Here is a 24,672-nt window from a genome sequence, read left to right as displayed (position 1 = left end):
GAGGAGTAAAGACCCATTGCCAGGACGCATGTTCCTGGGTGGGTTGCTCAAGGGTGGAATATCAATAAAACAGCCGATGATCGGCATCTGGCGACCTGGTTTTAGTACAACACCGACTTTGTGGGTGTGGGGAACGAGCCGTACGGGTTGTTGGGTGTGTGGGTTGTTATGCGTTTGGCACACTGTTGGGTCCTGGAGCAACAACGACCACCATTTGTTTGGTGGTGGTGTTGTGCCTGGTTTCCCGCACATAACCGAACCGGTCACGGTGTGAGACACAATTTGTTTGTGTGTTGAACGTGTCTGGGTGTAGGTGTGTGGTGGGGTTGTTGTTTGAGAACTACATAGTGAACGCGAGCATCTTTATAAAGAAGCAATTTCTTTGAGATAATTGAACCTGGATCTGATGCTGTTGATTCCTGCTTTTTGGTGGGTGTTGGTGGTGTTGGTTTTCATGGTTCTCTCGATAATGTTTTATAGCGTTGTTGACTGCATGTGTGTGGTCAAGTTTTTAAGGGCGCACGGTGGATGCCTTGGCATTAGGAGCCGAAGAAGGACGTAGGAATCTGCGATAAGCCTCGGGGAGTTGATAACCAAACTTTGATCCGAGGGTGTCCGAATGGGGGAACCCCGCTACCCGCCGTAAGGTGAGGTGGTGACCCGCATCTGAATATATAGGGTGTGTGGAGGGAACGTGGGGAAGTGAAACATCTCAGTACCCACAGGAAGAGAAAACAACAGTGATTCCGTTAGTAGTGGCGAGCGAACGCGGAACAGGCTAAACCGTGTCATGTGTGATAGCCGGCGGGCGTTGCATGGTGCGGGGTTGTGGGATTTACCGTATTGGTTCTGCCGGACCAGTGAGGGGAATGGTGCATGTATAGGTGAACGGTTTTGAATGGCCGACCGTAGAGGGTGAGAGTCCCGTAACTGAAATGCAGTGCACTCCCTGGTGAGTATCCCAAGTAGCACGGGGCCCGAGAAATCCCGTGTGAATCTGTCAGGACCACCTGATAAGCCTAAATACTACCTAATGACCGATAGCGGACAAGTACCGTGAGGGAAAGGTGAAAAGTACCCCGGGAGGGGAGTGAAATAGTACCTGAAACCGTGTGCTTACAATCCGTCAGAGCCACCGCGCCCCTTTGCGGGGGTGGTTGTTGTGGTGATGGCGTGCCTTTTGAAGAATGAGCCTGCGAGTTAGTGTTACGTCGCGAGGTTAACCCGTGTGGGGAAGCCGTAGCGAAAGCGAGTCTGAATAGGGCGAGTTTAGTGGCGTGATCTAGACCCGAAGCGAAGTGATCTACCCATGGCCAGGTTGAAGCGTGTGTAAGAGCGCGTGGAGGACCGAACCCACTTCAGTTGAAAATGGAGGGGATGAGCTGTGGGTAGGGGTGAAAGGCCAATCAAACTTCGTGATAGCTGGTTCTCCCCGAAATGCATTTAGGTGCAGCGTTGCGTGTTTCTTACTGGAGGTAGAGCTACTGGATGGCTAATGGGCCCTACAAGGTTACTGACGTCAGCCAAACTCCGAATGCCGGTAAGTCAGAGCGTAGCAGTGAGACTGTGGGGGATAAGCTTCATAGTCGAGAGGGAAACAGCCCAGACCACCAACTAAGGCCCCTAAGCGTGTGCTAAGTGGGAAAGGATGTGGGATTGCTTAGACAACCAGGAGGTTGGCTTAGAAGCAGCCATCCTTAAAAGAGTGCGTAATAGCTCACTGGTCAAGTGATCCCGCGCCGACAATGTAGCGGGGCTCAAGTACACCGCCGAAGTTGTGGATTTCAAACACTACCCAAACCAAGGACTTGTTTCTTGGTTCAGGGGTTTGGAGTGGTAGGGGAGCGTCGTGTGGGCATTGAAGTCGCAGTGTGAACTAGCGGTGGAGCCTACACGAGTGAGAATGCAGGCATGAGTAGCGAAAGACGGGTGAGAAACCCGTCCGCCGAATGATCAAGGGTTCCAGGGTCAAGCTAATCTGCCCTGGGTAAGTCGGGACCTAAGGCGAGGCCGACAGGCGTAGTCGATGGACAACGGGTTGATATTCCCGTACCGGTGAAGAACCGCCAATATTGAACCGGTGATACTAACCACCCAAACCACCACTGCGTACCCTTCGGGGTCAGGGTGTGTGGGGAGCGTGGGACCTGAACCGGGGAGGTAAGCGTATTAACAGGTGTGACGCAGGAAGGTAGCCAAGCCGGGCGATGGTAGTCCCGGTCTAAGGACGTAGGAAACACGATAGGCAAATCCGTTGTGTTGTCTTTGATGACGATTCTGAGATCTGATGGGACCCCCGTACGGGGGAATTTGGTGATCCTATGCTGCCTAGAAAAGCATCGACGTGAGGTTCTAACTGCCCGTACCCCAAACCGACACAGGTGATCAGGTAGAGAATACTAAGGCGATCGAGAGAATTATGGTTAAGGAACTCGGCAAAATGCCCCCGTAACTTCGGGAGAAGGGGGGCCTGCCCCGTGAAGAAGATTTACTCTTCATGAGCGGGTGTGGGCCGCAGAGACCAGGGGGAAGCGACTGTTTACTAAAAACACAGGTCCGTGCGAAGTCGCAAGACGATGTATACGGACTGACTCCTGCCCGGTGCTGGAAGGTTAAGAGGACCGGTTAGCCAACTTGTTGGCGAAGCTGAGAATTTAAGCCCCAGTAAACGGCGGTGGTAACTATAACCATCCTAAGGTAGCGAAATTCCTTGTCGGGTAAGTTCCGACCTGCACGAATGGAGTAACGACTTCCCCGCTGTCTCAACCATAAACTCGGCGAAATTGCAGTACGAGTAAAGATGCTCGTTACGCGCAGCAGGACGGAAAGACCCCGAGACCTTTACTATAGTTTGGTATTGGTGTTCGGAGTGGCTTGTGTAGGATAGGTGGGAGACTGTGAAACTGCAACGCTAGTTGCGGTGGAGTCATCGTTGAAATACCACTCTGGTCACTTTGGACATCTAACTTCGGCCCGTAATCCGGGTCAGGGACAGTGCCTGATGGGTAGTTTAACTGGGGCGGTTGCCTCCTAAAAAGTAACGGAGGCGCCCAAAGGTTCCCTCAGCCTGGTTGGCAATCAGGTTTCGAGTGTAAGTGCACAAGGGAGCTTGACTGTGAGAGGGACACCTCGAGCAGGGACGAAAGTCGGGACTAGTGATCCGGCGGCACATTGTGGAATGGCCGTCGCTCAACGGATAAAAGGTACCTCGGGGATAACAGGCTGATCTTGCCCAAGAGTCCATATCGACGGCATGGTTTGGCACCTCGATGTCGGCTCGTCGCATCCTGGGGCTGGAGTAGGTCCCAAGGGTTGGGCTGTTCGCCCATTAAAGCGGTACGCGAGCTGGGTTTAGAACGTCGTGAGACAGTTCGGTCCCTATCCGCTGCGCGCGCAGGAAATTTGAGAAGGGCTGTCCTTAGTACGAGAGGACCGGGACGGACGAACCTCTGGTGTGTCAGTTGTACTGCCAAGTGCATCGCTGATTAGCTACGTTCGGATGGGATAACCGCTGAAAGCATCTAAGCGGGAAGCCCGCTTCAAGATGAGATTTCCATACACAGTTATGTGTGAGAGGCCCCCAGCTAGACCACTGGGTTGATAGGCCGGACGTGGAAGCGAGGACTAAAGACTCGTGAAGCTGACCGGTACTAATAGGCCGATAACTTACACCACACACACTTTATAAAATTAATGCTCGCGTTCACTATGTGGTTCCCAACCAACAAACCCACCCGGTATGTTGCACGGAAACAAAAAAAGCAAGACACCACCACCATCTTTACCACCACAAATGGTAACACCTGGTAGAAAATGTCTTGTATAATAAAATACTGTTGTTCCAAACAAGAACACCCAACAAGCCACCCAACCACCAGCAACACGCTGACTGGTCTGGGGAACGAGTTACGGTGGTCATAGCGTGGGGGAAACGCCCGGTCCCATTCCGAACCCGGAAGCTAAGACCCACAGCGCCGATGGTACTGCATTCGTGAGGATGTGGGAGAGTAGGACACCGCCGGACAACACATAAAACAGGTCGAGGCCCCACACCACCAGGTGCGGGGCCTCCCTGCATTTAACAACCCAACAGAGGCTCCACCCGCACTTCCAAGGTGCCTAGGGGCAATCCATTAGGACACTTGAGACGTAAGCTTGCATGATGTCTAGTTTGTTTTCCCATGCCCCGGAACCTGTCCCAGAGAATGACTTGGTGCTTGCTGCACGGTCTGCGGTGGCGGTCGTGCCTTTGCCGATCGCCGAGGCGTTCGATGGCTTCACCGATGGTATTCACCTGTGGTGGCCCATGGATACGCACAGCGGCTTCGGAGCGGAGTCACATGTCGGTTTTGAGGATGGGTTTCTCGTTGAGGATTCCTTTACCGGGAGGCAGTGCGTGTGGGGAGAAGTGCAGGCCTGGGACGAGCCGGCGTCGTTGGTTCTAAGGTGGCAGTTGGGAGACAACCCGCTAGTGCCCACAACTGTCAGTATCGGCTTCACCGCTCACGGCGGAGAGTCCACGACTGTGACACTGAAGCACGATGGCTGGGCCTCTGGTGAGGTTGGCCACGAGCAATACGAAAAGTACTGTGATTGGCCACTCATCTTGTCCAGATACGCCAGATTCATGGGTGGGGCGCTGAAGCTCGACTAGACTGTAGTCTGGACGATTGGTCCAAGGTTTTTGCAGTAGAAGATCAAAAGTGAAGAGCGGCTGTTACTGTGCCAGTTAGTGCGCTCATAGTTTTAGGAGTCGACATGGCTGAGCAGTATGAAGGAAAGCGCGACGATAATTCTCGCGGACAAGACAACAAGAGCGGCAACGGCAGGCCCTACGCCGAGCGTCCCGCAACGAACGACCGTCAGCCGGCGCGTCCTTACAATGAACGCAGTGGGCAGGGTGGGCGTCCCGCGGGCGGCCGTACGTCCGATAACAGTGGCCGTCCCTCCTTTGGTGACCGCGGCGGTCAGGGCGGACGCCCCACGGGCGATCGTTCCTACGGCGACCGTCCGGCACGCAGCAACGACCGTCCTTCCTACGGCGACCGTGACAACCGCAGCGCCGACCGCCCCATGGTCAACGGACGCCGCGAAGACCGCAAGCCGTTTGGCGACCGCGATAACCGCGGTGGCCAGGGTGGACGACCCACGGGTGACCGCGACTCGCGCCCGTCTTATGGCAACCGTGACGACCGTCCCGCACGCAGTAACGACCGCCCCAGCTTTGGTGGCCGTGACGAGCGTCCGGCACGCAGCAACGACCGTCCCTATGGTGACCGCGACAACCGCGGTGGCCAGGGTGGACGACCCACGGGTGACCGCGACTCGCGCCCGTCTTATGGCAACCGTGACGACCGTCCCGCACGCAGTAACGACCGCCCCAGCTTTGGCGGCCGTGACGAGCGTCCGGCACGCAGCAACGACCGTCCGTACGGTGACCGCGACAACCGCGGTGGCCAGGGTGGACGACCCACGGGTGACCGCGACTCACGCCCGTCATACGGCAACCGTGACGACCGTCCCGCACGCAGCAACGACCGCCCTTATGGTGACCGCGACAACCGCGGCGGCCAAGGTGGACGCCCGACAGGCGAACGGTCGTACGGAGATCGCCCCGCACGTAGCAACGATCGTCCCAGTTTTGGCGGCCGTGACGACCGTCCGGCACGCAGCAACGACCGCCCCTACGGTGACCGCGACAACCGCGGTGGCCAGGGTGGACGCCCGAGCGGTGACCGCGACTCACGCCCGTCATATGGCAGCCGTGACGACCGCCCCGCGCGCAGCAACGATCGTCCCAGCTTTGGTGGCCGCGATGAGCGTCCGGCACGCAGCAACGACCGCCCCAGCTTTGGTGGCCGCGATGAGCGTCCGGCACGCAGCAACGACCGCCCCAGCTTTGGTGGCCGTGATGAGCGTCCGGCACGCAGCAACGACCGCCCCTACGGTGACCGCGACAACCGCGGTGGCCAGGGTGGACGCCCGAGCGGTGACCGCGACTCACGCCCGTCATATGGCAGCCGTGACGATCGTCCCGCACGCAGCAACGACCGCCCCAGCTTTGGCGGCCGCGACGACCGCGCCCCGCGCACCACAGGGCCGCGCACACCACCGGAGCGCAACGCGGGCGACCTGCGGAGCTCCAACCGTCCCGACAGGGAGCGTTCACCTGAAATCGACCCCGATGTAACGGGCGAGGAGCTGGACAAGGTCACCCGCGCCCAGCTGCGCATTTTGGATGCCAAGAACAACGAGTGGGTTTCCAAGCACCTGGTCATGGCTGGGCGTTTGATCGACTTCGTGCCCGAGGTTGCCTTTGAGCACGCACTGGCAGCCAGCCGTCGCGGCGGCCGTTTGGCCTGTGTCCGCGAAGCTGTGGCCATGACGGCCTACGCCGCCGGCAAGTATGGCGAGGCGCTGCGTGAACTGCGCACGTTCCGCCGCATCAGCGGATCCAACGCCCACCTGCCGCTCATGGCCGACTGCGAACGCGGACTGGGCCGCCCGGACCGTGCACTTGACCTGATCAAGTCCGAAGACGCCGAATCATTGGACACCGCAGGCAAGGTGGAATTGGCCATTGTTGAATCCGGCGCCCGCGGCGATCTTGGGGAGATGGAAGCAGCATTGTCCGCCCTTGAGATCCCGCAGCTGGACATGAACCGCGCTTTCTCCTTCAGCCCGCGCCTGTTCCGCGCCTACGGCATGGTCCTGCGCGCAGCCGGCCGCAAGGACGAAGCGAAGACCTGGGAGCGTCAGGCCCTGGTCGCCGAGGAAGCCCTGGGCATCGACGAAGGCACCGACCAGATCATCATCGACCTCGGTGACGACGATGAAGTTCCGATGGAATCCAAGCGTGTGCGTGTTTCAGATGTCATGGCCGCACCCGTTGCTCCCGTGATGAACGACGCCGACACCCAGGCAGCTGCCGAGCTCACCAATGGTGATGTGAAGCAGCAGGACGAGACAAACGTGGACGATGCCGACTCTTCCTACTTTGAGTCGAACGACGCCGAATCCGACGCCGACAGTGTTGACGCCGGTGACGCGGCCGAGTTCGCCGAACAGGACAAATCAGGGCAGGACAACTCCGCCCACGACAATTCAGTCGAATTCAGCGCCCCGGAGGGCGAGGATTCCGAAGGGTTCAACCGCAATGACAGCTGACACCTTGCTGACCGGTTTCGACGCGGTCCTGGCTGACCTGGACGGCGTCGTTTATGCCGGGCCCAACGCCATACCCGGCGCCATCGAGGCCCTGGTGGGCCTCGCCGGGGCCAACGTCAAGCTGGCGTACGTGACGAACAATGCGTCCCGTACGCCGGCGCAGGTCGCAGCACACCTGCGCGACCTCGGCGCACCCGCTGATGACGACCAAGTTGTCAGCTCCGCCCAGGCAGGCGCTGCCCTGCTGGCCCAAAAGTTCCCTGCCGGCTCCAAGGTGCTTGTCACCGGCAGCCCGGCGCTGGCGCAGGAAGTCCAGGCTCTGGGCATGAAAGTGGTGGAAAGCGCCACCGACGCCCCCGACGTTGTCATCCAAGGTTTCGACCCAACACTGGGCTGGGCTGACCTGGCCGAGGCCAGCTACGCCGTCAATGCCGGTGCCGTGTGGATCGCCACCAACACGGACATGACCATTCCCCGCGACCGCGGCATCGCCCCCGGCAACGGGGCCCTTGTCGCGGCGGTGCGTGCCGCCGTCGGACATGATCCGCTGGTGGCAGGCAAGCCCGAGGCCCCGCTGTTTCACACCGCGGCCAAGCGCCTGGGTGCCAAGGCCCCGCTCGTGGTGGGCGACCGCCTGGACACCGACATTCTCGGCGGCAACAACGCCGGGATGGCAACAGTCCTGGTCCTGACAGGTGTTGACTCCTGCGAAACCGCGCTGCGGGCGTGCACGGCGGAGCGGCCGCAGTTCATCGTGGACACCATGTCCGAGCTGTACACGGCCTACCCCGAAGTGAAGCACGACGGCGCAACCGTCACCTGTGGTGGCGCTGCCGCGACTGTGGTGTCAGACGCTTCGGGGGAGGGCACCGTGCAGATTGCCGGCAGCACCGACGACACCGACGCCTGGCGTGCCGCCTGCGCCGCTTGGTGGGCAGCCGTCCCGGACGCGCACCAGGCAACCAACCCCGCAGTCACCTGGCACACAGAGCTGCCATGACAGCAGGTTGTTCATGAATCCCGGCGCCTCCCTGCCCACGGGGGATCCTGACGTTGACGCGCTGGTGGACCTTGGGGCACAAGCCAAGCAGCTGCCGGCCGGCGGCCACAAGGCGCTGTACACCCGGGTGCTTGCGGGCCTGGAACGTGAACTCGATGCAGACCCGGCCGGGTCTGCAGCCGAGCTGCGGGACGTTGCCTCGGACAGGGGGCAGGCCCATGACCAGGCTTGACCAGGAACTGGTGAATCGCGGGCTGGCACGGTCGCGCACGGTGGCGGCAACCCTGATCAAGGCCGGCCGCGTCACCGTGGGCGGTGTTCCGTCAGTGAAGTCCGCCCACGCCGTCAATGCCGAAACCACTGTCGAGGTCCTGCCCGGCAACGAAGAAGACTATGTGTCCCGGGCCGGCCACAAACTAGCCGGGGCCCTCGCACATTTCCCGCAGATTTCGGTGGCCGGCAAACGCTGCCTTGATGCCGGCGCATCCACCGGCGGCTTCACGGACGTGCTGTTGCGCCAAGGCGCGGCGGCGGTGGCGGCCGTGGATGTCGGGCACGGCCAACTGGTGGATTCCCTGCGCCGTGACGCCCGGGTGGAAGTCTACGAAGGCCTGAACATCCGTTACATGCAGCCGGCCGACATTGGCGGACCCGCCGATCTCACCGTCTGCGACCTGTCCTTCATCTCCTTGACGCTGGTCATGGCCCCGCTGGCCCTTGCCACCAAGGAGGGCGGTGAGCTGCTGCTGATGGTGAAACCTCAATTTGAGGTGGGCCGTGAGCGGCTGGCCCGCACCGGCGTCGTCAGCAGTGAGAATGAGCGACGCCGGGCAGTCGCCCTGGTGGCGTCGGCGGCGGTTGCCAACGGGCTGCGGCTGGATGGCATTGGCGTCAGCACCCTCCCGGGCCAGGATGGAAATGTTGAGTATTTTCTCCTCGCCTCGCGTGTTGTGTCAGGGCCTGCGCATAAGATCAAGGAACAGGGCAGCATCGAAAAACAGGAACAGGCTGTGGAGAAGCTGCTGGCAAAACTTTGGCCCGGGCCGGCAGTTCCCGTGTCCTGACGATCTGAGAGACTGAAGGTCCGGAAGCCGGAGCCTGCGAACGCAGTCCTGATACGAGAGGTCCCGCAATCAAGCGGTCCCGCACAAGGTGATGAGGAAACAGCACATGACACGGCGCGTCTTGATTCTGGCCCATACGGGTCGTGAAGAGTCGATGCTTGCCGCCCTCGAGGCGTGCGTTGAGCTTCATGCAAACAACATCGTCCCCGTCATGTATGCCGACGAACTTTCCGACATGACAGGCTATCTGGGCGTGTCGGGCGTCAACATGGAGATTCTGGACAGGGACGTCACACTGGCCGACATTGAACTTGTCATGGTCCTTGGCGGAGACGGCACCATCCTGCGTGCGGCCGAGCTCGTCCGCGAGTACGACGTGCCGCTGCTTGGCGTGAACCTGGGCCACGTCGGCTTCCTGGCTGAGAGCGAACGGGAGGAGCTCATTCAAACAGTTGCGGCCGTCGTCGAACGCAAATATTCGGTGGAGGAGCGCATGTGCCTTGACGTCGTTGTCAGGGTGGCAGGCAAAATGGTGGCACACACCTGGGCGCTGAATGAGGTTGCCCTGGAAAAGGGCAACCGCGAACGCATGATTGAGGTTGTCACCGAAGTTGACGGCCGCCCGCTGACCTCCTTTGGCTGTGACGGCGTCGTGATGGCAACACCGACAGGCTCGACGGCCTACGCTTTTTCTGCCGGCGGCCCCGTGGTGTGGCCCGGCGTCGAGGCCCTTTTGATGGTCCCCATCAGCGCCCACGCGCTCTTTGCCAAGCCCCTCGTCGTGGCGCCGACGTCAACGCTGGCGGTGGAGGTGCTGAGCCGCAACGAAGCCTATGGCGTGATCTGGTGCGACGGGCGGCGCACGGTTGACCTGCTGCCCGGGGCCCGCATCGAGGTCACCCGCTCCGCCAAGCCCGTCAAACTGGCACGGACCCAGCAGTCGACCTTCTCCGAACGCCTGGTGCGAAAGTTTGAACTGCCCGTCCAGGGCTGGCGCGGACCCTCCATTGAGGAACCGCCGGCGCCGACAACCCAGCTGCCCATCATCAAGTCGCCCCGGCCCAAGTCAGCCCTTGGGGGACCGCGCACCGGCCCCATCCCGCAAGTGCCGGACCTGACCATTCCGCCGCAGGAGAGCTCCTATTCCGGCACCACAAATTTTTATGGGGAGGACCGGACATGATTGAGGAAATCCGTATCCGCGACCTCGGCGTCATCTCCGAATCAACGCTGCCGCTGGGCCCGGGACTGAGCGTCGTCAGCGGCGAGACAGGTGCCGGCAAGACCATGGTGGTGACCGCCGTCGGGCTGTTGCTGGGCAACAGGGCCGACGCCGGGGCCGTGCGCAACGGCGCCAAATCCGCCTCTGCCGAGGCAACCCTGACACTGCCCGCAGGCCACCCCGCCCTTGTGCGCGCCGTCGAGGCCGGTGCCGAGATTGACGAGTTCGACGGCGGTGCGCAGCTGATCCTGGCCCGCACCGTCAGTGCCGACGGCCGCAGCCGGGCCCACGTTGGCGGGCGCAGCGCCCCCATCGGGGTGCTCAACGAGTTGGGGGAGGCCCTTGTTGCCGTGCACGGGCAGTCGGACCAGATCCGGCTGAAGAACCCCTCGGCGCAGCGGGCGGCCCTGGACAAATTTGCCGCCGAGGCGCATAAAGGCTTTGCCGCCAAAATGGGCAGCTACCGGGGCGTCTTTGAACAGTGGCGGGCCATCCAGGCTGAGCTGCAGGAACTGCGCTCGGCCAGCCGGGAACGGTTGCGGGAGGCTGAGTCGCTGACGACGGCGCTGGCCGAGATCGACGCCGTCGAACCGCTGGCGGCCGAGGACGAACTGCTCAAGGCCGCCGCGGTGAAGCTGGGCAATGTTGAAGAGCTGCGCAAGGCCGCACTGGGGGCGCACGAGGCACTGAGCGCCGCCGACTACGGTGACGGGGTTGATGCGGCGACGCTGGTCGAAAACGCCAGGCGGCTGGTGGAAACTGTTGCCGAGGCTGATGAGGAGCTGGCCCAAACAACCAAGCGGCTGTCGGAGATTGGCTATTTGATGGCCGACGTTGCCAGGGACCTGGCCAGCTACGCCACCTCCCTGGACTCGGAGGGGCCCGGACGCCTGGCCGAGGTTGAGGACAGGCGCGGGGAGCTCGCCGTGCTGGTGCGCAAGTACGCCCCGAGCATTGATGAGGTCATCGTGTGGGCTGACGCGGCCCGGATCCGGTTGACGGAGCTCAGCGACGATTCGGGGCGGATCGAGTCCCTGGAGGCCGGTGAGGCGGCGGCAGTGGCCGAGCTTGGCGTGCTGGGGGCCGAGGTCACCACCCTGCGGCGGAAGGCCGCCGAGAAGCTCGCCAAGGCTGTCAGCGGCGAGTTGAAGGCGCTGGCCATGCCCGATGCCAGGCTGGTCATTGAGATCACCGCGGCGGAACGCAGCATTCACGGCGAGGACGACATCGCCTTTCTGTTGGCACCCCACGCCGGCGCGCTGCCCCGGCCGTTGGGCAAGGGGGCTTCCGGAGGTGAACTCTCGCGGGTGATGCTGGCGCTGGAAGTGGTGCTGGCCGCCGTCGACCCCGTCCCCACCTTTGTGTTCGATGAGGTGGACTCCGGTGTGGGCGGCAAGGCAGCCGTGGAAATTGGCCGCAGGCTGGCCATGCTGGCCGAACATGTGCAGGTCCTGGTCGTGACACACCTGCCCCAGGTGGCCGCGTTTGCCGACCAGCACATCCTGGTCACGAAGAGTTCTGTGAGCAAGAACTCAACAGGAATTACCACCAGCAATGTGCGGCTTTTGACTCACGAGGAGCGGGTTGTGGAACTGGCCCGCATGCTGGCAGGGCAGGAGGATTCAGTGACAGCGCAGGCCCACGCCAAGGAATTGTTGGCCCATGCTGCACGGCCCGTTCCCTAGATTTTCGGCCGCCCGGGAAAAATTGGGTGCCGCTTGCAAACTTATATTGACTCATTAGATGATAGGCTCGAATTCCGTGGTGCAACGATCAAATTCCCGGTTCAGTGGTCAGTCCAAGACGACCAAACACATCTTCGTCACCGGTGGTGTCGCGTCCTCGCTCGGTAAGGGTCTGACGGCTTCCAGCCTCGGTCACTTGCTGCGTGCGCGCGGCCTCGCGGTCACAATGCAAAAGCTCGATCCCTATCTCAATGTGGATCCAGGCACAATGAATCCCTTCCAGCACGGTGAAGTCTTCGTTACTGACGACGGCGCCGAAACGGATCTGGACATTGGCCATTACGAGCGCTTCCTCGATGAAAATCTGGAAGGCTCGGCAAACGTCACAACAGGACAGGTGTATTCAACTGTCATCGCCAAGGAACGCCGCGGCGAATACCTGGGCGACACCGTGCAGGTCATCCCGCACATCACCGATGAGATCAAGCGGCGCATGCGCATGCCCGCCGAGGGCGAAAACGCCCCCGACGTGATCATCACCGAAATTGGCGGCACAGTGGGCGACATTGAGTCCCAGCCGTTCCTGGAATCAGCACGCCAGGTGCGCCAGGATGTGGGCCGGAACAACGTGTTCTTCGCCCACGTGTCCCTCGTTCCCTACATCGGCCCGTCGCAGGAACTCAAGACCAAGCCCACGCAGCACTCCGTTGCTGCGCTGCGTTCCCTGGGCATCCAGCCCGACGCCATCATCCTGCGCTCCGACCGGGTCCTGCCCGACGCCATGCACGTCAAGATTGGCCGTGCCTGCGACGTCGACGTGGAAGCCGTCATTGGCTGCCCGGACGCGTCCAGTATCTACGACATCCCGAAGATCCTGCACTCCCAGGGCCTTGACTCCTACATCGTGCGGGCCCTGGGCCTGTCCTTCAAGGACGTTGACTGGACCAAGTGGGACGAACTGCTTGAGGTTGTGCACAACCCCGCACACAACGTTGAAATCGCACTGGTCGGCAAGTACATCGACCTGCCTGACGCCTACCTCTCTGTCACCGAGGCGCTGCGCGCCGGCGGCTTTGCCAACAGCGCCCGGGTCAAGATCCGCTGGGTCCCCTCGGATGACTGCGCCACGGAGGCCGGTGCCCTGAAGGCGATCGGCGACGTTGACGCCATCTGCGTCCCCGGCGGCTTCGGCATCCGCGGCCTTGAAGGCAAACTGGGTGCACTGAAGTTCGCCCGCGAAAACCAGATCCCCACCCTGGGCCTGTGCCTTGGCCTGCAGTCAATGGTCATTGAATACGCCCGCAACGTGGTTGGCCTCGAAGGTGCCTCCTCGTCGGAATTCGACGAGAACCCCACCTACCCCGTCATTGCCACCATGGAGGAGCAGCAGGACATTGTTGCCGGCAGGGGAGACCTTGGCGGAACCATGCGCCTTGGCCTCTACCCGGCAGTGCTCACCGAAGGATCGGTTGTTGCGCAAACATACGGCACCACTGATGTTTCCGAGCGCCACCGCCACCGCTACGAGGTGAACAACAAGTACCGCGAGCAGATTGCTGCCGCGGGGCTCGTCTTCTCCGGCACCTCGCCGGACGGCAAACTTGTGGAATATGTTGAACTGCCGGCAAGCGTCCACCCGTACTACGTCTCCACCCAGGCGCATCCCGAACTGAGCTCGCGCCCCACCCGGCCGCACCCGCTCTTTGCCGGCCTGGTTGCTGCCGCCCTGGAACGCCAGAACGCCACACGGCTGTTGGAGGTCTAAGTGAACCACCTTGGTGCACCAGGGGCGGGGGAGCAGCCTGCCGCCGTCGTCCCATCGGCATCGATTGCCGATGAGGAAAGCTACCGGACGCTGCATTCCCAGTCCACGGTGTACCAAGGGCGCATCTGGGACATCGTCTCGGACACGTTTTCACTGACTCCCGACTCCGCACCACTGACCCGGGACTACATTGCCCATCCCGGGGCAGTGGCCGTGGTTGCGCTGAACGAACACAACCAGGTGCTGCTGCTGCGGCAGTACCGGCACCCCGTCCAGATGAACCTGTGGGAAATTCCTGCCGGCCTCCTGGACGTTGAAGGCGAAGACTTCGTGGTGGGGGCAGCCCGGGAATTGGCTGAAGAGGCCGACATTGAGGCGGCGCAGTGGCACGTGCTGACAGACTTTTTCAATTCCCCCGGTTCCTCCAGCGAGGCCATCAGGATTTACCTGGCCCGGCAGATCACCGAGGTCCCTGAGGACCAGCGGCACGTGCGGACCGAGGAAGAAGCGGAAATCCAGTTTGCCTGGGTTGACCTCGAAGAGGCGGCAGCGGCGGTTCTTGGCGGGCGCATACACAACCCGTCCGCCGTCGTCGGCATCCTGGCCGCTGCGCAGGCTGCACGAACAGGGTTCGCCACCTTGCGCCCGGGCAACACACCCTGGCCCGAACACCCGTCCCAGCGCCAGCGGTGACCAGGACAGCTTCAGGAGCTGCCGGAGCCGTGGGAGGACCTGGCACCGCGGGTGCACCGGCAGGCACCGCCCCGGCGACCGGCTTGGCCCGCGGGATTCAGGACTACCTGCTGCACGTGGGCGTTGAACGCGGCCTTGCACCAAACACCCTGCAGGCCTACACCAGGGACCTGCGCCGGTATGAAGAGTTCCTCACGGCTGCCGGCGCCACCGAGCCCGGCCGGATCACCCGGCACCACGTGAGCGAATTTGCGCAGGGACTTTCCGACGGCGCAGACGGCGGGTCGGCCCTTGGGCTCCGGTCTGTTGCCCGCACCATTGTGGCAGTGCGGGGCCTGCACAAGTTTTGGGCACTGGAAGGGATCAGCGACGCCGACCCTGCAGCCGACATCCACCCGCCACAGGCGGGACGGCGGCTGCCCAAGGCCATCAGCGTCCACGACGTGACGCGCATTCTTGAATCGGCCGGCTCCGACACACCGGCCGGGTTGAGGGATGCGGCGATGCTGGAATTCCTGTATTCCACCGGCGCACGCATCAGCGAAGCCGTCGGCCTGGACGTGGACGACCTGGTTTTGCCCGACGCGCTGGAGGACGGCCCCTCACTCGTACGGCTCTTCGGCAAGGGGTCCAAGGAACGCATCGTGCCCATTGGCTCCTATGCCCTGCGCGCCCTGGACGCTTATTTGGTCCGGGGCCGGCCGGCCCTGGTGGCCAAGGGCGGCGGCACCCCTGCCCTGTTCCTGAACGCCCGGGGCGGACGGATCAGCCGCCAAAGCGTGTGGACGATACTGAAGACGGTGGCCGGGCATGCCAAGGTGGAGGCCGAGGTGTCCCCGCACACGCTGCGGCATTCCTTCGCCACACACCTGCTTGAGGGCGGAGCCGACGTCCGTGTCGTCCAGGAACTGCTGGGCCACGCCTCGGTCACCACCACGCAGGTGTACACGCTTGTCACGGCGGAAACGCTGCGGGAAGTCTACGCCGCTGCGCATCCCCGCGCCCTCGGCTGACGCTGCTCGAGCTCGACTCCCGCGACTTCTGCATCTGCCCCGGCTCCAACCGCCCCGGATCCGTGATCCAGTTGTAGTGCGGTTTTAGCCGATTTTCGCTGTTTTCGGTCCAACGACTGCAACGCAGATTCCCGGGGGAGGGACGTATGCTGATTCAATGAGCGCGCCTGTAACCCTGTGTTTCCTCCTCCGGACCGTCAACGACGAAGAGCAGGTGCTGCTGGGTTTGAAAAAGACCGGCGTGGGCACCGGCAAGGTGGTGGGCATCGGCGGCCACGTGGAACCCGGGGAAAGCGTGGTCCAGGCCATCTGCCGCGAAGTTGCTGAGGAAACCAACATCACGGTTGAAGCCATGGACCTGATGCCGGCAGGGACCGTCGAGTTCATCTTTCCGGCCAGGCCCGCATGGGACATGTTCACCACTGTGTTCCTGTGCGAGCGGTTTGCCGGTGTTGCCACGGAAAGCAGCGAGATCGCCCCGCAATGGCATCCTGTGGGACAGCTTCCGCACGCGCAGATGTGGGCCGACGCCGTTCATTGGCTCCCGGAGTTCCTCTCGGGGTGGCGCGGCCATTGGCGCGTCGTCCTCAATGACGACAACGAGACCGTGGCCTCAAGCACCCGCACGGAACAACTGCGGAAGCCCGCCGGCCCGGCTGCGGAGAATTTGGGCAGCTAGGGCTTCGCCACAGTGAGCAGGAACGCCGAATCTTCCAGGGCGTCGACACTGTGGCGCGCCAGCGGCACCACCAAATGGTCGCCCGGCGAGCCCTCCCACTGAACATTGCCGGTCTTGAGCACGATGCGCCCGCTGAGCACCTGGACTGTGGCCTCGCCCGGGTTGTCGTGCTCATCCAGCGATGATCCGGCTGTCAGGGCAACCACCGTCTGGCGCAGGATCCGCTCGTGACCGCCATAAACTGTCCTCGCACTGCGGCCGCTGTTTTTGGCCTTGGCGGAAACCATGAGCTCCCGGGCCAGCGCTGTCAGGGATGATTTTTCCACGATGCTCCTTGTGAACGGCGGTGTCTGTCTGTCGTCAACCTCACAGTACCCGCAACCGTGCAGGATATGCGCGAGCGTTTGGGAAAACAGCACCACAAGTGAGCGAGGGTTTGTGTGGGGGCGTGGGGCGGGAGGCAACGAACGGCGGGAGGCCACCTTTCGGACAAAGGTGACCTCCCGCCGTCGTTCTCCAGCCGTAGGAACTAGCCCACGTGGCGCTCTTCCACACCGTTGTAGGCGCTCAGGGGGCGGATGAGCGCGTTGGCGGCACGCTGCTCCATGATGTGGGCCGTCCACCCGGTGATGCGGGCGGCAATGAAGATGGGCGTGAACATGTCGGTGTCAAAACCCATCAGGTGGTACGTGGGCCCGGCCGGGTAGTCAAGGTTTGGCTTGATCGCCTTGGCCTCATCCATGGCCTGCTCCAGACCGTCGTACAGGCCCATCATTTCCGGACGCTCGTAATGGGCGACCATCCGCTCCAGGGCAGCCTTCATGGTGGGCACCCGCGAATCGCCGTGCTTGTAAACGCGGTGGCCGAAGCCCATGACCTTCTTTTTGGCGGCCAGGGCGTCCTCCATCCACGCCTTGGCACGCGCGGCGGCCTCCTCGCGGGACTCGTCGGCACGGATGCCGATCTCGGTGAAGGTGTGCATGACGGCTTCATTGGCGCCGCCGTGCAGCGGCCCCTTCAGCGCGCCGATGGCGCCCGTCACGGCCGAGTGCAGATCGGACAGTGTGGAGGTGATGACTCGCGCCGTAAACGTCGAGGCATTGAAGGAGTGCTCCGCGTACAGCACCATGGAGACGCGGAAGGCATCCACCACCTCCGGTGCCGCTTCCTCGCCAAAGGTCATCCACAGGAAGTTGGCCGAGTAGTCCAGGTCCGCGCGGGGCTCCACGACGTCCAAGCCGCGACGGCGGCGCTGGTCGTATGCGACGACGGCGGGGAACTGTGCAAAGAGCGACTTGGCCTTGTCCAGTTCCGCTTCCGGGGAGGAATCCTCGGCCAGCGGATGGCCCGCACCCAGGACCGACACCACCGTGCGGCCCACATCCATCGGGTGGCAGGCAAGCGGCAGCAGGTCGATGGCCGCCTTGACAGTCGCGTCCATGGTGCGGTTGGCCCGCTCAAATGCCGAAAACAGCGTCAGCTCCTCCTCGGTGGGCAATTCGCCTGTCCACAGCAGCAGGGCCACTTCTTCAAACGACTTGCTGGCCGCCAATTCCTGCACCGGGTAACCGCGGTACAGCAGTGAATTGGACTCGGGGTTGACCTTGGACACGGCTGTGTAGTCCGCAACCACACCGGCAAGACCCTTGCGTACTTCTTCTTCACTCACAGTGTGCACTCCTTCTTCGAACGTTCTTCAAGACCATTGTGATGGCTTGGTGATTTGTTGACCTAGAGGTTGGCGCTGTTGGTGGCAATGTCCAGGCTGGGGACCTGAAAGTTGAAAATGCCCGTATCAAATTGGTTGTACGCCTCATAGTTAACCAGATCATAAAGGCGCGCGCGCGTCAGCATCTCCGGCACGGCTGCTTCCTGGGTGCCGTCGGCGGAAATCGCGTCCAACACCCGCTCGGCCGCGCCCATGGCGCTGCGCAGCAAGGTCACCGGGTAGATGATCATGGCGACGCCGGCCGCGGCCAGCGCATCGCGTGTGAACAGCTCACTCTTGCCAAACTCGGTCATGTTGGCCAGCACCGGCACGTCAACTGCTTTGCACACGGCCTCAAATTCGGCGACGCTCTTCATGGCTTCGGGGAAGATGGCGTCCGCGCCGGCGTCCACGAGTGCCTTGGCACGTGAGATCGCGGCGTCCAGGCCCTCCACGGCGCGGATGTCGGTGCGTGCCATGATCAGGAAGTTCTCATCGCGGCGGGCATCGGCGGCGGCGGCGATGCGCTTGACAGCCGTGTCCAGGTCAACCATGTTCTTGCCGTCAAGGTGGCCGCAGCGCTTCGGGTTGAACTGGTCCTCGATGTGGCAGCCGGCCAGTCCGGCGTTTTCCAGCTCCTGGATGGTGCGTGCCACGTTCATGGGCTCACCGAAGCCGGTGTCGGCGTCGATCAGGCACGGCAGGTCAGTCATCCGGGCAATCTGTCCGCCGCGTGCGGCGACCTCGGTCAGCGTGGTCATGCCAATGTCCGGCAGGCCGAGGTCGTTGGCGAGGACGGCGCCGGAGATGTACACGCCGTCGAACTTCTTTTCCTCAATGAGGCGGGCCGACAGCGGGTTGAACGCCCCGGGGAACTGCACGGCCGCACCGGGTACGAGCATGGCACGCAGGTCCCGGCGCTTCTGCTCGGGGGTTTTCTTGGAGTACAGCATGTTAGAACAGTCCCTTGGGTGCGGCTGCAAGATCCACGACGCCGGGAGCTGCAGTGATGTTGAGTTGGTTCAGTTCGCCGGCGGCCAGGTTGGGCAGGTACTCAGCTGCCGCGATGAAGCGGTTGATCTCGGCTTCCTCCACCAGGCCGGCGGCCAGGGTGCGGAACTTGTTGATGTACTGCTCGCGGGCAAACGGCCGGGCGCCGAGCGGGTGGGCGTCGGCGACGGCGATGGAGTCTTCAATGGCTGTGCCGTCGTTCAAGGTGATGACCACTGTGCCACCGAATGCCTTCTCTGCAATGTCCAGGGAGTGGTAGCGGCGCGTCCACTCGGCGTCCTCTTCCGTGGTGACCTTGTGCCACAGCTCAACCGTGTCGGGGCGGCCGGCACGCTCGGGGGAGTAGGAGTCAACGTGGTGCCATGCGCCGTCCTGGAGGGCCACCGTGAAGATGTACGGGATGGAGTGGTCAAGCGTTTCCCGTGACGCGGTGGGATCATACTTCTGCGGATCGTTGGCACCGGAGCCGATCACGTAGTGGGTGTGGTGGCTGGTCTTGATCAGCACGCTGGCGACGTTGGCCGGGTCGGCAGCCTCGGGGTGCTCGCCGTGGAGCTTGCGGGCCAAGTCGATCCACGCCTGCGCCTGGTACTCGGCGGAGTGTTCCTTCGTGTACGTGTCCATGATGGCGCGCTTGGCTTCGCCGGCGGCCGGCAGCGGCACGGTGTACTGGGCGTCAGCGCCGTCGAGCATCCAGGCGATGACACCGTCTTCGCCCTCATAGATCGGCACCGGTGAGGTCTGCCCGCGCATGGCACGGTCCGCAGCTTCAACTGCCATCTTGCCGGCGAACGCGGGGGCGTGTGCCTTCCAGGTGGAGATCTCGCCCTTGCGTGACTGGCGGGTGGCCGTGGTGGTGTGCAGGCCCTGGCCCACGGCCTGGAAGATGGTCTCAACCTCAAGGTTCAACAAGGTGCCGATGCCGGCGGCGGCCGACGGGCCGAGGTGGGCAACATGGTCAATCTTGTGTTTGTGCAGGCAGATGGCCTTCACCAGGTCAACCTGGATCTCGTAGCCGGTGGCGATGCCGCGGACCAGGTCGGCACCTGAGGCGCCCGTGTGCTGGGCGACGGCCAGGATCGGCGGGATGTTGTCGCCAGGGTGGGAGTACTCGGCAGCCAGGAAGGTGTCGTGGTAGTCAAGCTCGCGCACGGCAACGCCGTTGGCCCAGGCCGCCCACTCGGGGGAGACCTTCTCGGTGATGCCAAAAACGGAGGCGCCGGAGCCGCCGGTGGAGGGGGCGTGGGTCAGGGCCTGGGCGCGGGCCGCAACGATGGGGCCGCGGTTCAGGGAGGCGATGGCCACTGAGGCGTTGTCGATGACGCGGTTGATGATCATGTCGGTGACCTCGGCGGTCACTGCCACGGGGTCGGCGGCAACCGTGGCGATCTTGTGGGCCAGCTGGTCCTCGCGGGCCAGGTTCTCGTCGCTCTTGTACACGCGGACGTTGTGCTCAATTGTCATGATGTTCCTTTCTCAGGGTGCTTCAACAAAGTATTGAAAGTTTTAGGGTGTGGTGCTCAGCAGGTGGCGCAGGCTGTTGTCCAGGTGGACGGTGGTGGCTGCGCTGGCCACGGCGGGATTGCGGTTGGCAATGGCCAGGGCGATGGCGGCATGCTCCCGAGCCGCGTCGCGGAGCCGGGCGGGGTTGTCCTTGCCCAGCCGCCGGACACGGACCAGGTGCACGCGCAGGTTTTTCAGGGCCTGGTTCAGGTAGTGGTTGCCGGCGGCGGCATCCACAGCACTGTCCAACTCGCCCGCCAGCCGGTAATAGTCGATGCGGGCTGGGTCCTCGGCCGTGAGCAGCTCGCCGGCGTTGGCAAGCTGCTGGTGCAGTTTCCTGAAAATGTCAGGGTCGCAGCGCTGGGCGGCCAGTTCAGCCGCCCGGCATTCAAGTGCCGAGCGGAGCTCAAAGAGCTCGTCGAGGTGGTCAAGGGAGATTTCGCTGACGACCATGCCGCGGCCGCTTTGCGGTTCGGTCAGGCCCTCGCCGGTGAGCTTGGCCAGTGCCTCGCGGATCGGGGTGCGGGAGACGCCAAGACGCTCGGAGAGTTCAACCTCGCCCAGCACGGTTCCCGGGGTGAGGCGCCAGTTGATGATGTCGCTGTGCAAGGTGGCATAAGCGCGGTCGCTGGCTCTCATGGGTCCCTCCCCTCGTCGTTGAGCCGCCGGCACATCAACTGCGACGGCGGTGCTGCTCCTGTTGTGCTGTACGGAACACAATACCCGATCAGTGTATACAGAAAACAGTCACTATGGCCCATTTTTAGAAAGATTCCGGAAAAATGTGCGATCTGTGTATACATTGGGCTTGTCGTGCCCCAAGTTTCGGCGGTAGCATGGCACACATCACATCGACGTGGATGGAGAACCGCCATGGCATTGAAAGTCGTCAGCTACAAGGACGAGTACGAGCGCAGCATCAGCGATCCGGAGGGGTTCTGGCTGGAGGCAGCGCAGGCTGTGGATTGGGTGGTGCCGCCGAAGCAGGCCCACAACAAGGAACAGTCGCCCCGGGGCCGCTGGTTCGCGGATGGCGAGCTCAATACTTGCTACAACGCCCTTGACAGGCACGTCGAGGCAGGGCGCGGCGAGCAGCCGGCCCTGATCCACGACTCGGCCATGCAGGGCAGCCAGCGTGTGTACAGCTACCGGGAGCTCACCGATTTGGTGGCCGGCTTCGCCGGGGTGCTCCGCGCCCAGGGCGTGGGCAAGGGCGACCGGGTCCTGATTTACATGCCCATGATTCCCGAGGCGGCCATCGCCATGCTGGCCACGGCCCGGCTCGGCGCCATCCACTCGGTGGTGTTTGGCGGGTTTGCCGCCAGCGAGCTGGCCGTGCGCATCCAGGACGCCCGGCCCACTGTAATTGTCACCACGTCGGGCGGTTTGGAACCCAACCGGCTCATCGAGTACCTGCCCACCGTCCACGAGGCGCTGGCCAAGGCCGGGCTGCCAGAGCTGCCAGTGGTCATCAAGCACCGCGACGGATTTGCCGCCGATCCCGCAGCCCTCGGCCTGAACGCCGTGGACTGGGATGCGGCCACCGAAGCTGCCGAGCCCGCGGCGCCCGTGCCCGTGAAGGCGACGGACCCGCTCTACGTGCTCTACACCTCCGGCACCACCGGGGCACCCAAGGGGGTGGTCCGCGACAACGGGGGACACGCCGTCGCACTTCTGTGGACCATGGCCAACCATTACAACATCGGTCCGGGGGATGTTTGGTGGACGGCCTCGGATGTTGGCTGGGTCGTGGGGCATTCCTATATTGTCTACGGGCCGCTGCTGGCCGGCGCCACGACGCTCATGTACGAAGGCAAGCCCGTGGGCACCCCCGACGCCGGCGCGTTTTGGCGTGTCATTGAGGAGCACCGGGTCAAGGCGTTGTTCACGGCGCCCACCGCGCTGCGGGCCATCCGCAAGATGGACCCGGAGGCGGAACTGCTGAAGAAGTACGACGTCGGCAGTCTCCAAACGCTGTTCACTGCCGGTGAGCGGCTGGACACCGACACCTACCATTGGGCGGGCAAGGTGCTCGGGGTGCCTGTGGTGGACCACTGGTGGCAGACCGAAACCGGGTGGGCCATCGTGGGCAATCCGCGCGGACTGGACCCGATGCCGCTCAAGCCCGGCTCACCAACCGTGGCCATGCCCGGCTTTGACCTGCGGATCGTCGATGGCATGGGCGTCGACGTGGCCACGGGGGAGGAGGGCAACATTGTGCTCGGACTGCCGCTGCCTCCGGGCACGCTGACCACCCTGTGGAACGACGACCAGCGCTTCATCGACTCCTACTTGAGCGCGTTTGAGGGCTTCTACGTCACGGGCGACTCAGGCTACCAGGACGAGGACGGCTACGTGTTTGTCATGGGCCGCACCGACGACGTCATCAACGTGGCCGGCCACCGCCTCTCCACCGGCGCCATCGAACAGGTCATCGGCACGCATGCGGCTGTGGCTGAATGCGCCGTCATTGGTGTGGTTGATGTGCTCAAGGGACAAAAGGCTGTGGGCTATGTGGTCCTGAAATCGGGGGTGGACCTGGTGCCGGAGCAGCTCCAAAAGGAGTTGGTGGCGCTGGTGCGGCGCGAAATTGGCCCGGTGGCGGATTTCAAGACCGCCGTGGTGGTGGACGCCTTGCCCAAGACCCGCTCCGGGAAGATCCTGCGCAAGACCATGCGCCAGATCGCCGACGGCGACGACTACACGGTGCCCTCCACCATCGAGGACCCGGCCGTCATCGACGCGCTGATCCCGGTCTTGCGCGTGGGCTAGCGGCTGCCGGTTTGCCCCACAGGGGGGCAAACCGGCGCCAACGCGGCTACTGGGCCAGGGTGTGCAATTCCGTCTCGCTGCCCTCGCCCGCCGCCACGTCCTCGTCCGCCGGGTCCTGTGCCTGCGAGCCGAGATGGCCGCGCGTGAGCTTGTTCATGATCAGGGCGATTGCACCATCGCCTGTCACATTGGTTGCCGTGCCGAAGCTGTCGAGGGCGATGTAGGCGGCAAACATGAGCCCCACCTCGACGTCGCCAAATCCGAGCATCTGCACGAGCAGGCCCGCGGCTGCGGCGATCGCACCGCCTGGGACGCCCGGGGCGGCGATCATCATGACGCCGAGCATCAGGATGAACGGCAGGTACGCACCGAACGAGACGTCACCGCCGGTGAGCAGCAGCACCGCGATGGAGAAGCAGGTGATCTTGACCATCGACCCCGACAGGTGGATCGTGGCGCACAGGGGGATCACGAAGCCCGCGACAGAGTCGGAGACGCCGTTCTTCTTGGTCGATGCGAGCGTCACCGGGATGGTTGCGGCCGACGATGACGTGCCCAGGGCTGTGAAGTACGCATCGCGCATGTTCCACAACGCCTTCAACGGGTTGCTGCCCGACATGGCGCCGGCCACGGAGTATTGCAGAAGCAGCACGACGAACGTCAAGGCAAAGGACACGACGGCGACCAGCAGGAACTTCGTCACGACTGTCACGGCTGCGCCGCTGGCCGAGAGGTCCATGAAGATGCCGAAGATGAACAGCGGCAGCGCCGGCACGATGATGCGCCGGATCACGGCCTCAATGATGGTGCGGAACTCGACGGCTCCGCGAAAGAGCACCTTGCTGCGGAATGCCGTCAACCCGATCCCGAGGATAAAGGCGAGCACGAGTGCGCTCATCACGTCGATGACAGGTGCGAGAACGATTTCCGTCGCCGAATCGCCGGCGCTGGCGACCACGGAAACGAAGGGGCTGAACCCTGATCCGGAATCGTCTCCGAAGGCCTCGAGGCCGCCTCCCGACAGTGGTGACGTGAACAGCCAGCGGCTCACAAAGTAGGCGAGCAATCCGGCGATGATGGTTGAGCCGTAGGCGATCAAGGCGGTGACGCCCAGCCATTTCCCGGCGCCCTTGCCGAGTTCGGCGATGGCTGGCATGACGAGCCCCAGGATGATCAGCGGCACCACAAAGCTCAGGAAGCCCGAAAAAATTGAGTTGTAGGTGAGGAAGATGCTGCCGAGCCAGGTGGGCATCACCGGTCCGGTCAGAATGCCAACAACAATGGCGACGATGATCCAGCCCAGCAGGGGAATCGATTTAAGCAACTTCATGGGGGCCTCAAGATCACAGAATGGGGGACGCACGGCGGTGTGCGCTCGCTTGTGGCGCGA

Annotated in this window: 18 protein-coding genes and 2 rRNA genes; 14 read left to right on the top strand and 6 right to left on the bottom strand. The window is 62.9% G+C overall.

Going from position 1 to position 24,672, the window contains the following annotated elements:
• Positions 1-501: 501 nt before the first annotated feature.
• The 13 genes from AC1L6K_RS15540 (at position 502) to AC1L6K_RS15480 (ending at position 16,288) form a co-directional block, all read left to right on the top strand.
• Positions 502-3,675: ribosomal RNA gene (locus AC1L6K_RS15540) — 23S ribosomal RNA — on the top strand.
• Positions 3,676-3,907: 232 nt separating this feature from the next.
• Positions 3,908-4,024 (top strand): 5S ribosomal RNA (gene rrf / locus AC1L6K_RS15535).
• A gap of 189 nt (positions 4,025-4,213) precedes the next feature.
• Positions 4,214-4,654 (top strand): SRPBCC domain-containing protein, encoded by a 441-nt coding sequence (locus AC1L6K_RS15530; RefSeq protein WP_480949749.1) that lies wholly within the window; start codon positions 4,214-4,216, stop codon positions 4,652-4,654.
• 104 nt (positions 4,655-4,758) lie between these two features.
• Positions 4,759-7,167, top strand: a complete 2,409-nt coding sequence (locus AC1L6K_RS15525) for a tetratricopeptide repeat protein (protein ID WP_480949748.1) — start codon at positions 4,759-4,761, stop codon at positions 7,165-7,167.
• Positions 7,157-8,167 (top strand): HAD-IIA family hydrolase, encoded by a 1,011-nt coding sequence (locus tag AC1L6K_RS15520; protein ID WP_480949747.1) that lies wholly within the window; start codon positions 7,157-7,159, stop codon positions 8,165-8,167. The genes AC1L6K_RS15525 and AC1L6K_RS15520 overlap by 11 nt, the downstream gene beginning before the upstream one ends.
• Before the next feature lie 13 nt (positions 8,168-8,180).
• Positions 8,181-8,399 (top strand): hypothetical protein, encoded by a 219-nt coding sequence (locus AC1L6K_RS15515; RefSeq protein ID WP_480949746.1) that lies wholly within the window; start codon positions 8,181-8,183, stop codon positions 8,397-8,399.
• Positions 8,386-9,231 carry a TlyA family RNA methyltransferase gene (locus AC1L6K_RS15510; RefSeq protein ID WP_480949745.1) on the top strand — a complete coding sequence of 282 codons (846 nt, stop codon included), beginning with the start codon at positions 8,386-8,388 and terminating at the stop codon, positions 9,229-9,231. The genes AC1L6K_RS15515 and AC1L6K_RS15510 overlap by 14 nt, the downstream gene beginning before the upstream one ends.
• Before the next feature lie 106 nt (positions 9,232-9,337).
• Entirely contained in the window at positions 9,338-10,414 is a 1,077-nt protein-coding gene (locus AC1L6K_RS15505) for an NAD kinase (RefSeq protein ID WP_480949744.1), read from the top strand.
• A complete protein-coding gene (recN, locus tag AC1L6K_RS15500; protein ID WP_480949743.1) occupies positions 10,411-12,138 on the top strand; it encodes a DNA repair protein RecN in 1,728 nt (575 codons plus the stop codon). The genes AC1L6K_RS15505 and recN overlap by 4 nt, the downstream gene beginning before the upstream one ends.
• A 58-nt stretch (positions 12,139-12,196) precedes the next feature.
• The gene (locus AC1L6K_RS15495) at positions 12,197-13,903 is read left to right on the top strand and encodes a CTP synthase (RefSeq protein ID WP_480949742.1); all 1,707 of its coding nucleotides are present in this window, start codon (positions 12,197-12,199) and stop codon (positions 13,901-13,903) included.
• A complete protein-coding gene (locus AC1L6K_RS15490; RefSeq protein ID WP_480949741.1) occupies positions 13,904-14,596 on the top strand; it encodes an NUDIX domain-containing protein in 693 nt (230 codons plus the stop codon).
• A 29-nt stretch (positions 14,597-14,625) separates the two neighbouring features.
• Positions 14,626-15,609, top strand: coding sequence for a site-specific tyrosine recombinase XerD (xerD, locus tag AC1L6K_RS15485; RefSeq protein ID WP_480949740.1), 984 nt, complete (start codon positions 14,626-14,628; stop codon positions 15,607-15,609).
• Positions 15,610-15,766: 157 nt separating this feature from the next.
• Complete coding sequence (locus AC1L6K_RS15480; protein WP_480949739.1) at positions 15,767-16,288, top strand: 8-oxo-dGTP diphosphatase; 522 nt, start codon at positions 15,767-15,769, stop codon at positions 16,286-16,288.
• Here the strand turns inward: AC1L6K_RS15480 and AC1L6K_RS15475 are convergent.
• The 5 genes from AC1L6K_RS15475 to AC1L6K_RS15455 form a co-directional block, all read right to left on the bottom strand.
• The gene (locus tag AC1L6K_RS15475; RefSeq protein WP_480949738.1) at positions 16,285-16,614 is read right to left on the bottom strand and encodes a cupin domain-containing protein; all 330 of its coding nucleotides are present in this window, start codon (positions 16,612-16,614) and stop codon (positions 16,285-16,287) included. The genes AC1L6K_RS15480 and AC1L6K_RS15475 overlap by 4 nt on opposite strands.
• Positions 16,615-16,817: 203 nt before the next feature.
• Positions 16,818-17,957, bottom strand: a complete 1,140-nt coding sequence (locus AC1L6K_RS15470) for a bifunctional 2-methylcitrate synthase/citrate synthase (protein ID WP_480949737.1) — start codon at positions 17,955-17,957, stop codon at positions 16,818-16,820.
• 62 nt (positions 17,958-18,019) lie between these two features.
• Positions 18,020-18,949: a methylisocitrate lyase gene (gene prpB, locus AC1L6K_RS15465; protein WP_480949736.1), complete on the bottom strand. Its 930-nt coding sequence runs from the start codon at positions 18,947-18,949 to the stop codon at positions 18,020-18,022.
• A 1-nt stretch (position 18,950) separates the two neighbouring features.
• The gene (locus tag AC1L6K_RS15460; protein ID WP_480949735.1) at positions 18,951-20,471 is read right to left on the bottom strand and encodes an MmgE/PrpD family protein; all 1,521 of its coding nucleotides are present in this window, start codon (positions 20,469-20,471) and stop codon (positions 18,951-18,953) included.
• A gap of 42 nt (positions 20,472-20,513) precedes the next feature.
• The gene (locus AC1L6K_RS15455) at positions 20,514-21,149 is read right to left on the bottom strand and encodes a GntR family transcriptional regulator (protein WP_480949734.1); all 636 of its coding nucleotides are present in this window, start codon (positions 21,147-21,149) and stop codon (positions 20,514-20,516) included.
• Positions 21,150-21,383: 234 nt separating this feature from the next.
• Between AC1L6K_RS15455 and AC1L6K_RS15450 the strand changes: the two genes are divergently transcribed.
• Positions 21,384-23,282, top strand: coding sequence for an AMP-binding protein (locus tag AC1L6K_RS15450; protein ID WP_480949733.1), 1,899 nt, complete (start codon positions 21,384-21,386; stop codon positions 23,280-23,282).
• 46 nt (positions 23,283-23,328) lie between these two features.
• Here the strand turns inward: AC1L6K_RS15450 and AC1L6K_RS15445 are convergent, their stop codons facing one another.
• Positions 23,329-24,612, bottom strand: a complete 1,284-nt coding sequence (locus AC1L6K_RS15445) for a dicarboxylate/amino acid:cation symporter (RefSeq protein WP_480949732.1) — start codon at positions 24,610-24,612, stop codon at positions 23,329-23,331.
• Between the last annotated feature and the right edge of the window lie 60 nt (positions 24,613-24,672).

This window comes from Specibacter sp. BI4, assembly GCF_056680095.1.
Note: the sequence above shows the minus strand (reverse complement) of the source record. Positions and strands in the feature narration are given on the sequence as shown.

Bases quoted from the DNA above. Each gene is read 5' to 3' on its own strand.
- AC1L6K_RS15455 (WP_480949734.1), bottom strand. From the start codon at position 21,149: ATGAGAGCCAGCGACCGCGCTTATGCCACCTTGCACAGCGACATCATC.
- AC1L6K_RS15460 (WP_480949735.1), bottom strand. From the start codon at position 20,471: ATGACAATTGAGCACAACGTCCGCGTGTACAAGAGCGACGAGAACCTG.
- recN (WP_480949743.1), top strand. From the start codon at position 10,411: ATGATTGAGGAAATCCGTATCCGCGACCTCGGCGTCATCTCCGAATCA.
- AC1L6K_RS15510 (WP_480949745.1), top strand. From the start codon at position 8,386: ATGACCAGGCTTGACCAGGAACTGGTGAATCGCGGGCTGGCACGGTCG.
- prpB (WP_480949736.1), bottom strand. From the start codon at position 18,949: ATGCTGTACTCCAAGAAAACCCCCGAGCAGAAGCGCCGGGACCTGCGT.
- AC1L6K_RS15450 (WP_480949733.1), top strand. From the start codon at position 21,384: ATGGCATTGAAAGTCGTCAGCTACAAGGACGAGTACGAGCGCAGCATC.
- AC1L6K_RS15525 (WP_480949748.1), top strand. From the start codon at position 4,759: ATGGCTGAGCAGTATGAAGGAAAGCGCGACGATAATTCTCGCGGACAA.
- AC1L6K_RS15515 (WP_480949746.1), top strand. From the start codon at position 8,181: ATGAATCCCGGCGCCTCCCTGCCCACGGGGGATCCTGACGTTGACGCG.
- AC1L6K_RS15520 (WP_480949747.1), top strand. From the start codon at position 7,157: ATGACAGCTGACACCTTGCTGACCGGTTTCGACGCGGTCCTGGCTGAC.
- AC1L6K_RS15445 (WP_480949732.1), bottom strand. From the start codon at position 24,612: ATGAAGTTGCTTAAATCGATTCCCCTGCTGGGCTGGATCATCGTCGCC.
- AC1L6K_RS15480 (WP_480949739.1), top strand. From the start codon at position 15,767: ATGAGCGCGCCTGTAACCCTGTGTTTCCTCCTCCGGACCGTCAACGAC.
- AC1L6K_RS15495 (WP_480949742.1), top strand. From the start codon at position 12,197: ATGATAGGCTCGAATTCCGTGGTGCAACGATCAAATTCCCGGTTCAGT.
- AC1L6K_RS15505 (WP_480949744.1), top strand. From the start codon at position 9,338: ATGACACGGCGCGTCTTGATTCTGGCCCATACGGGTCGTGAAGAGTCG.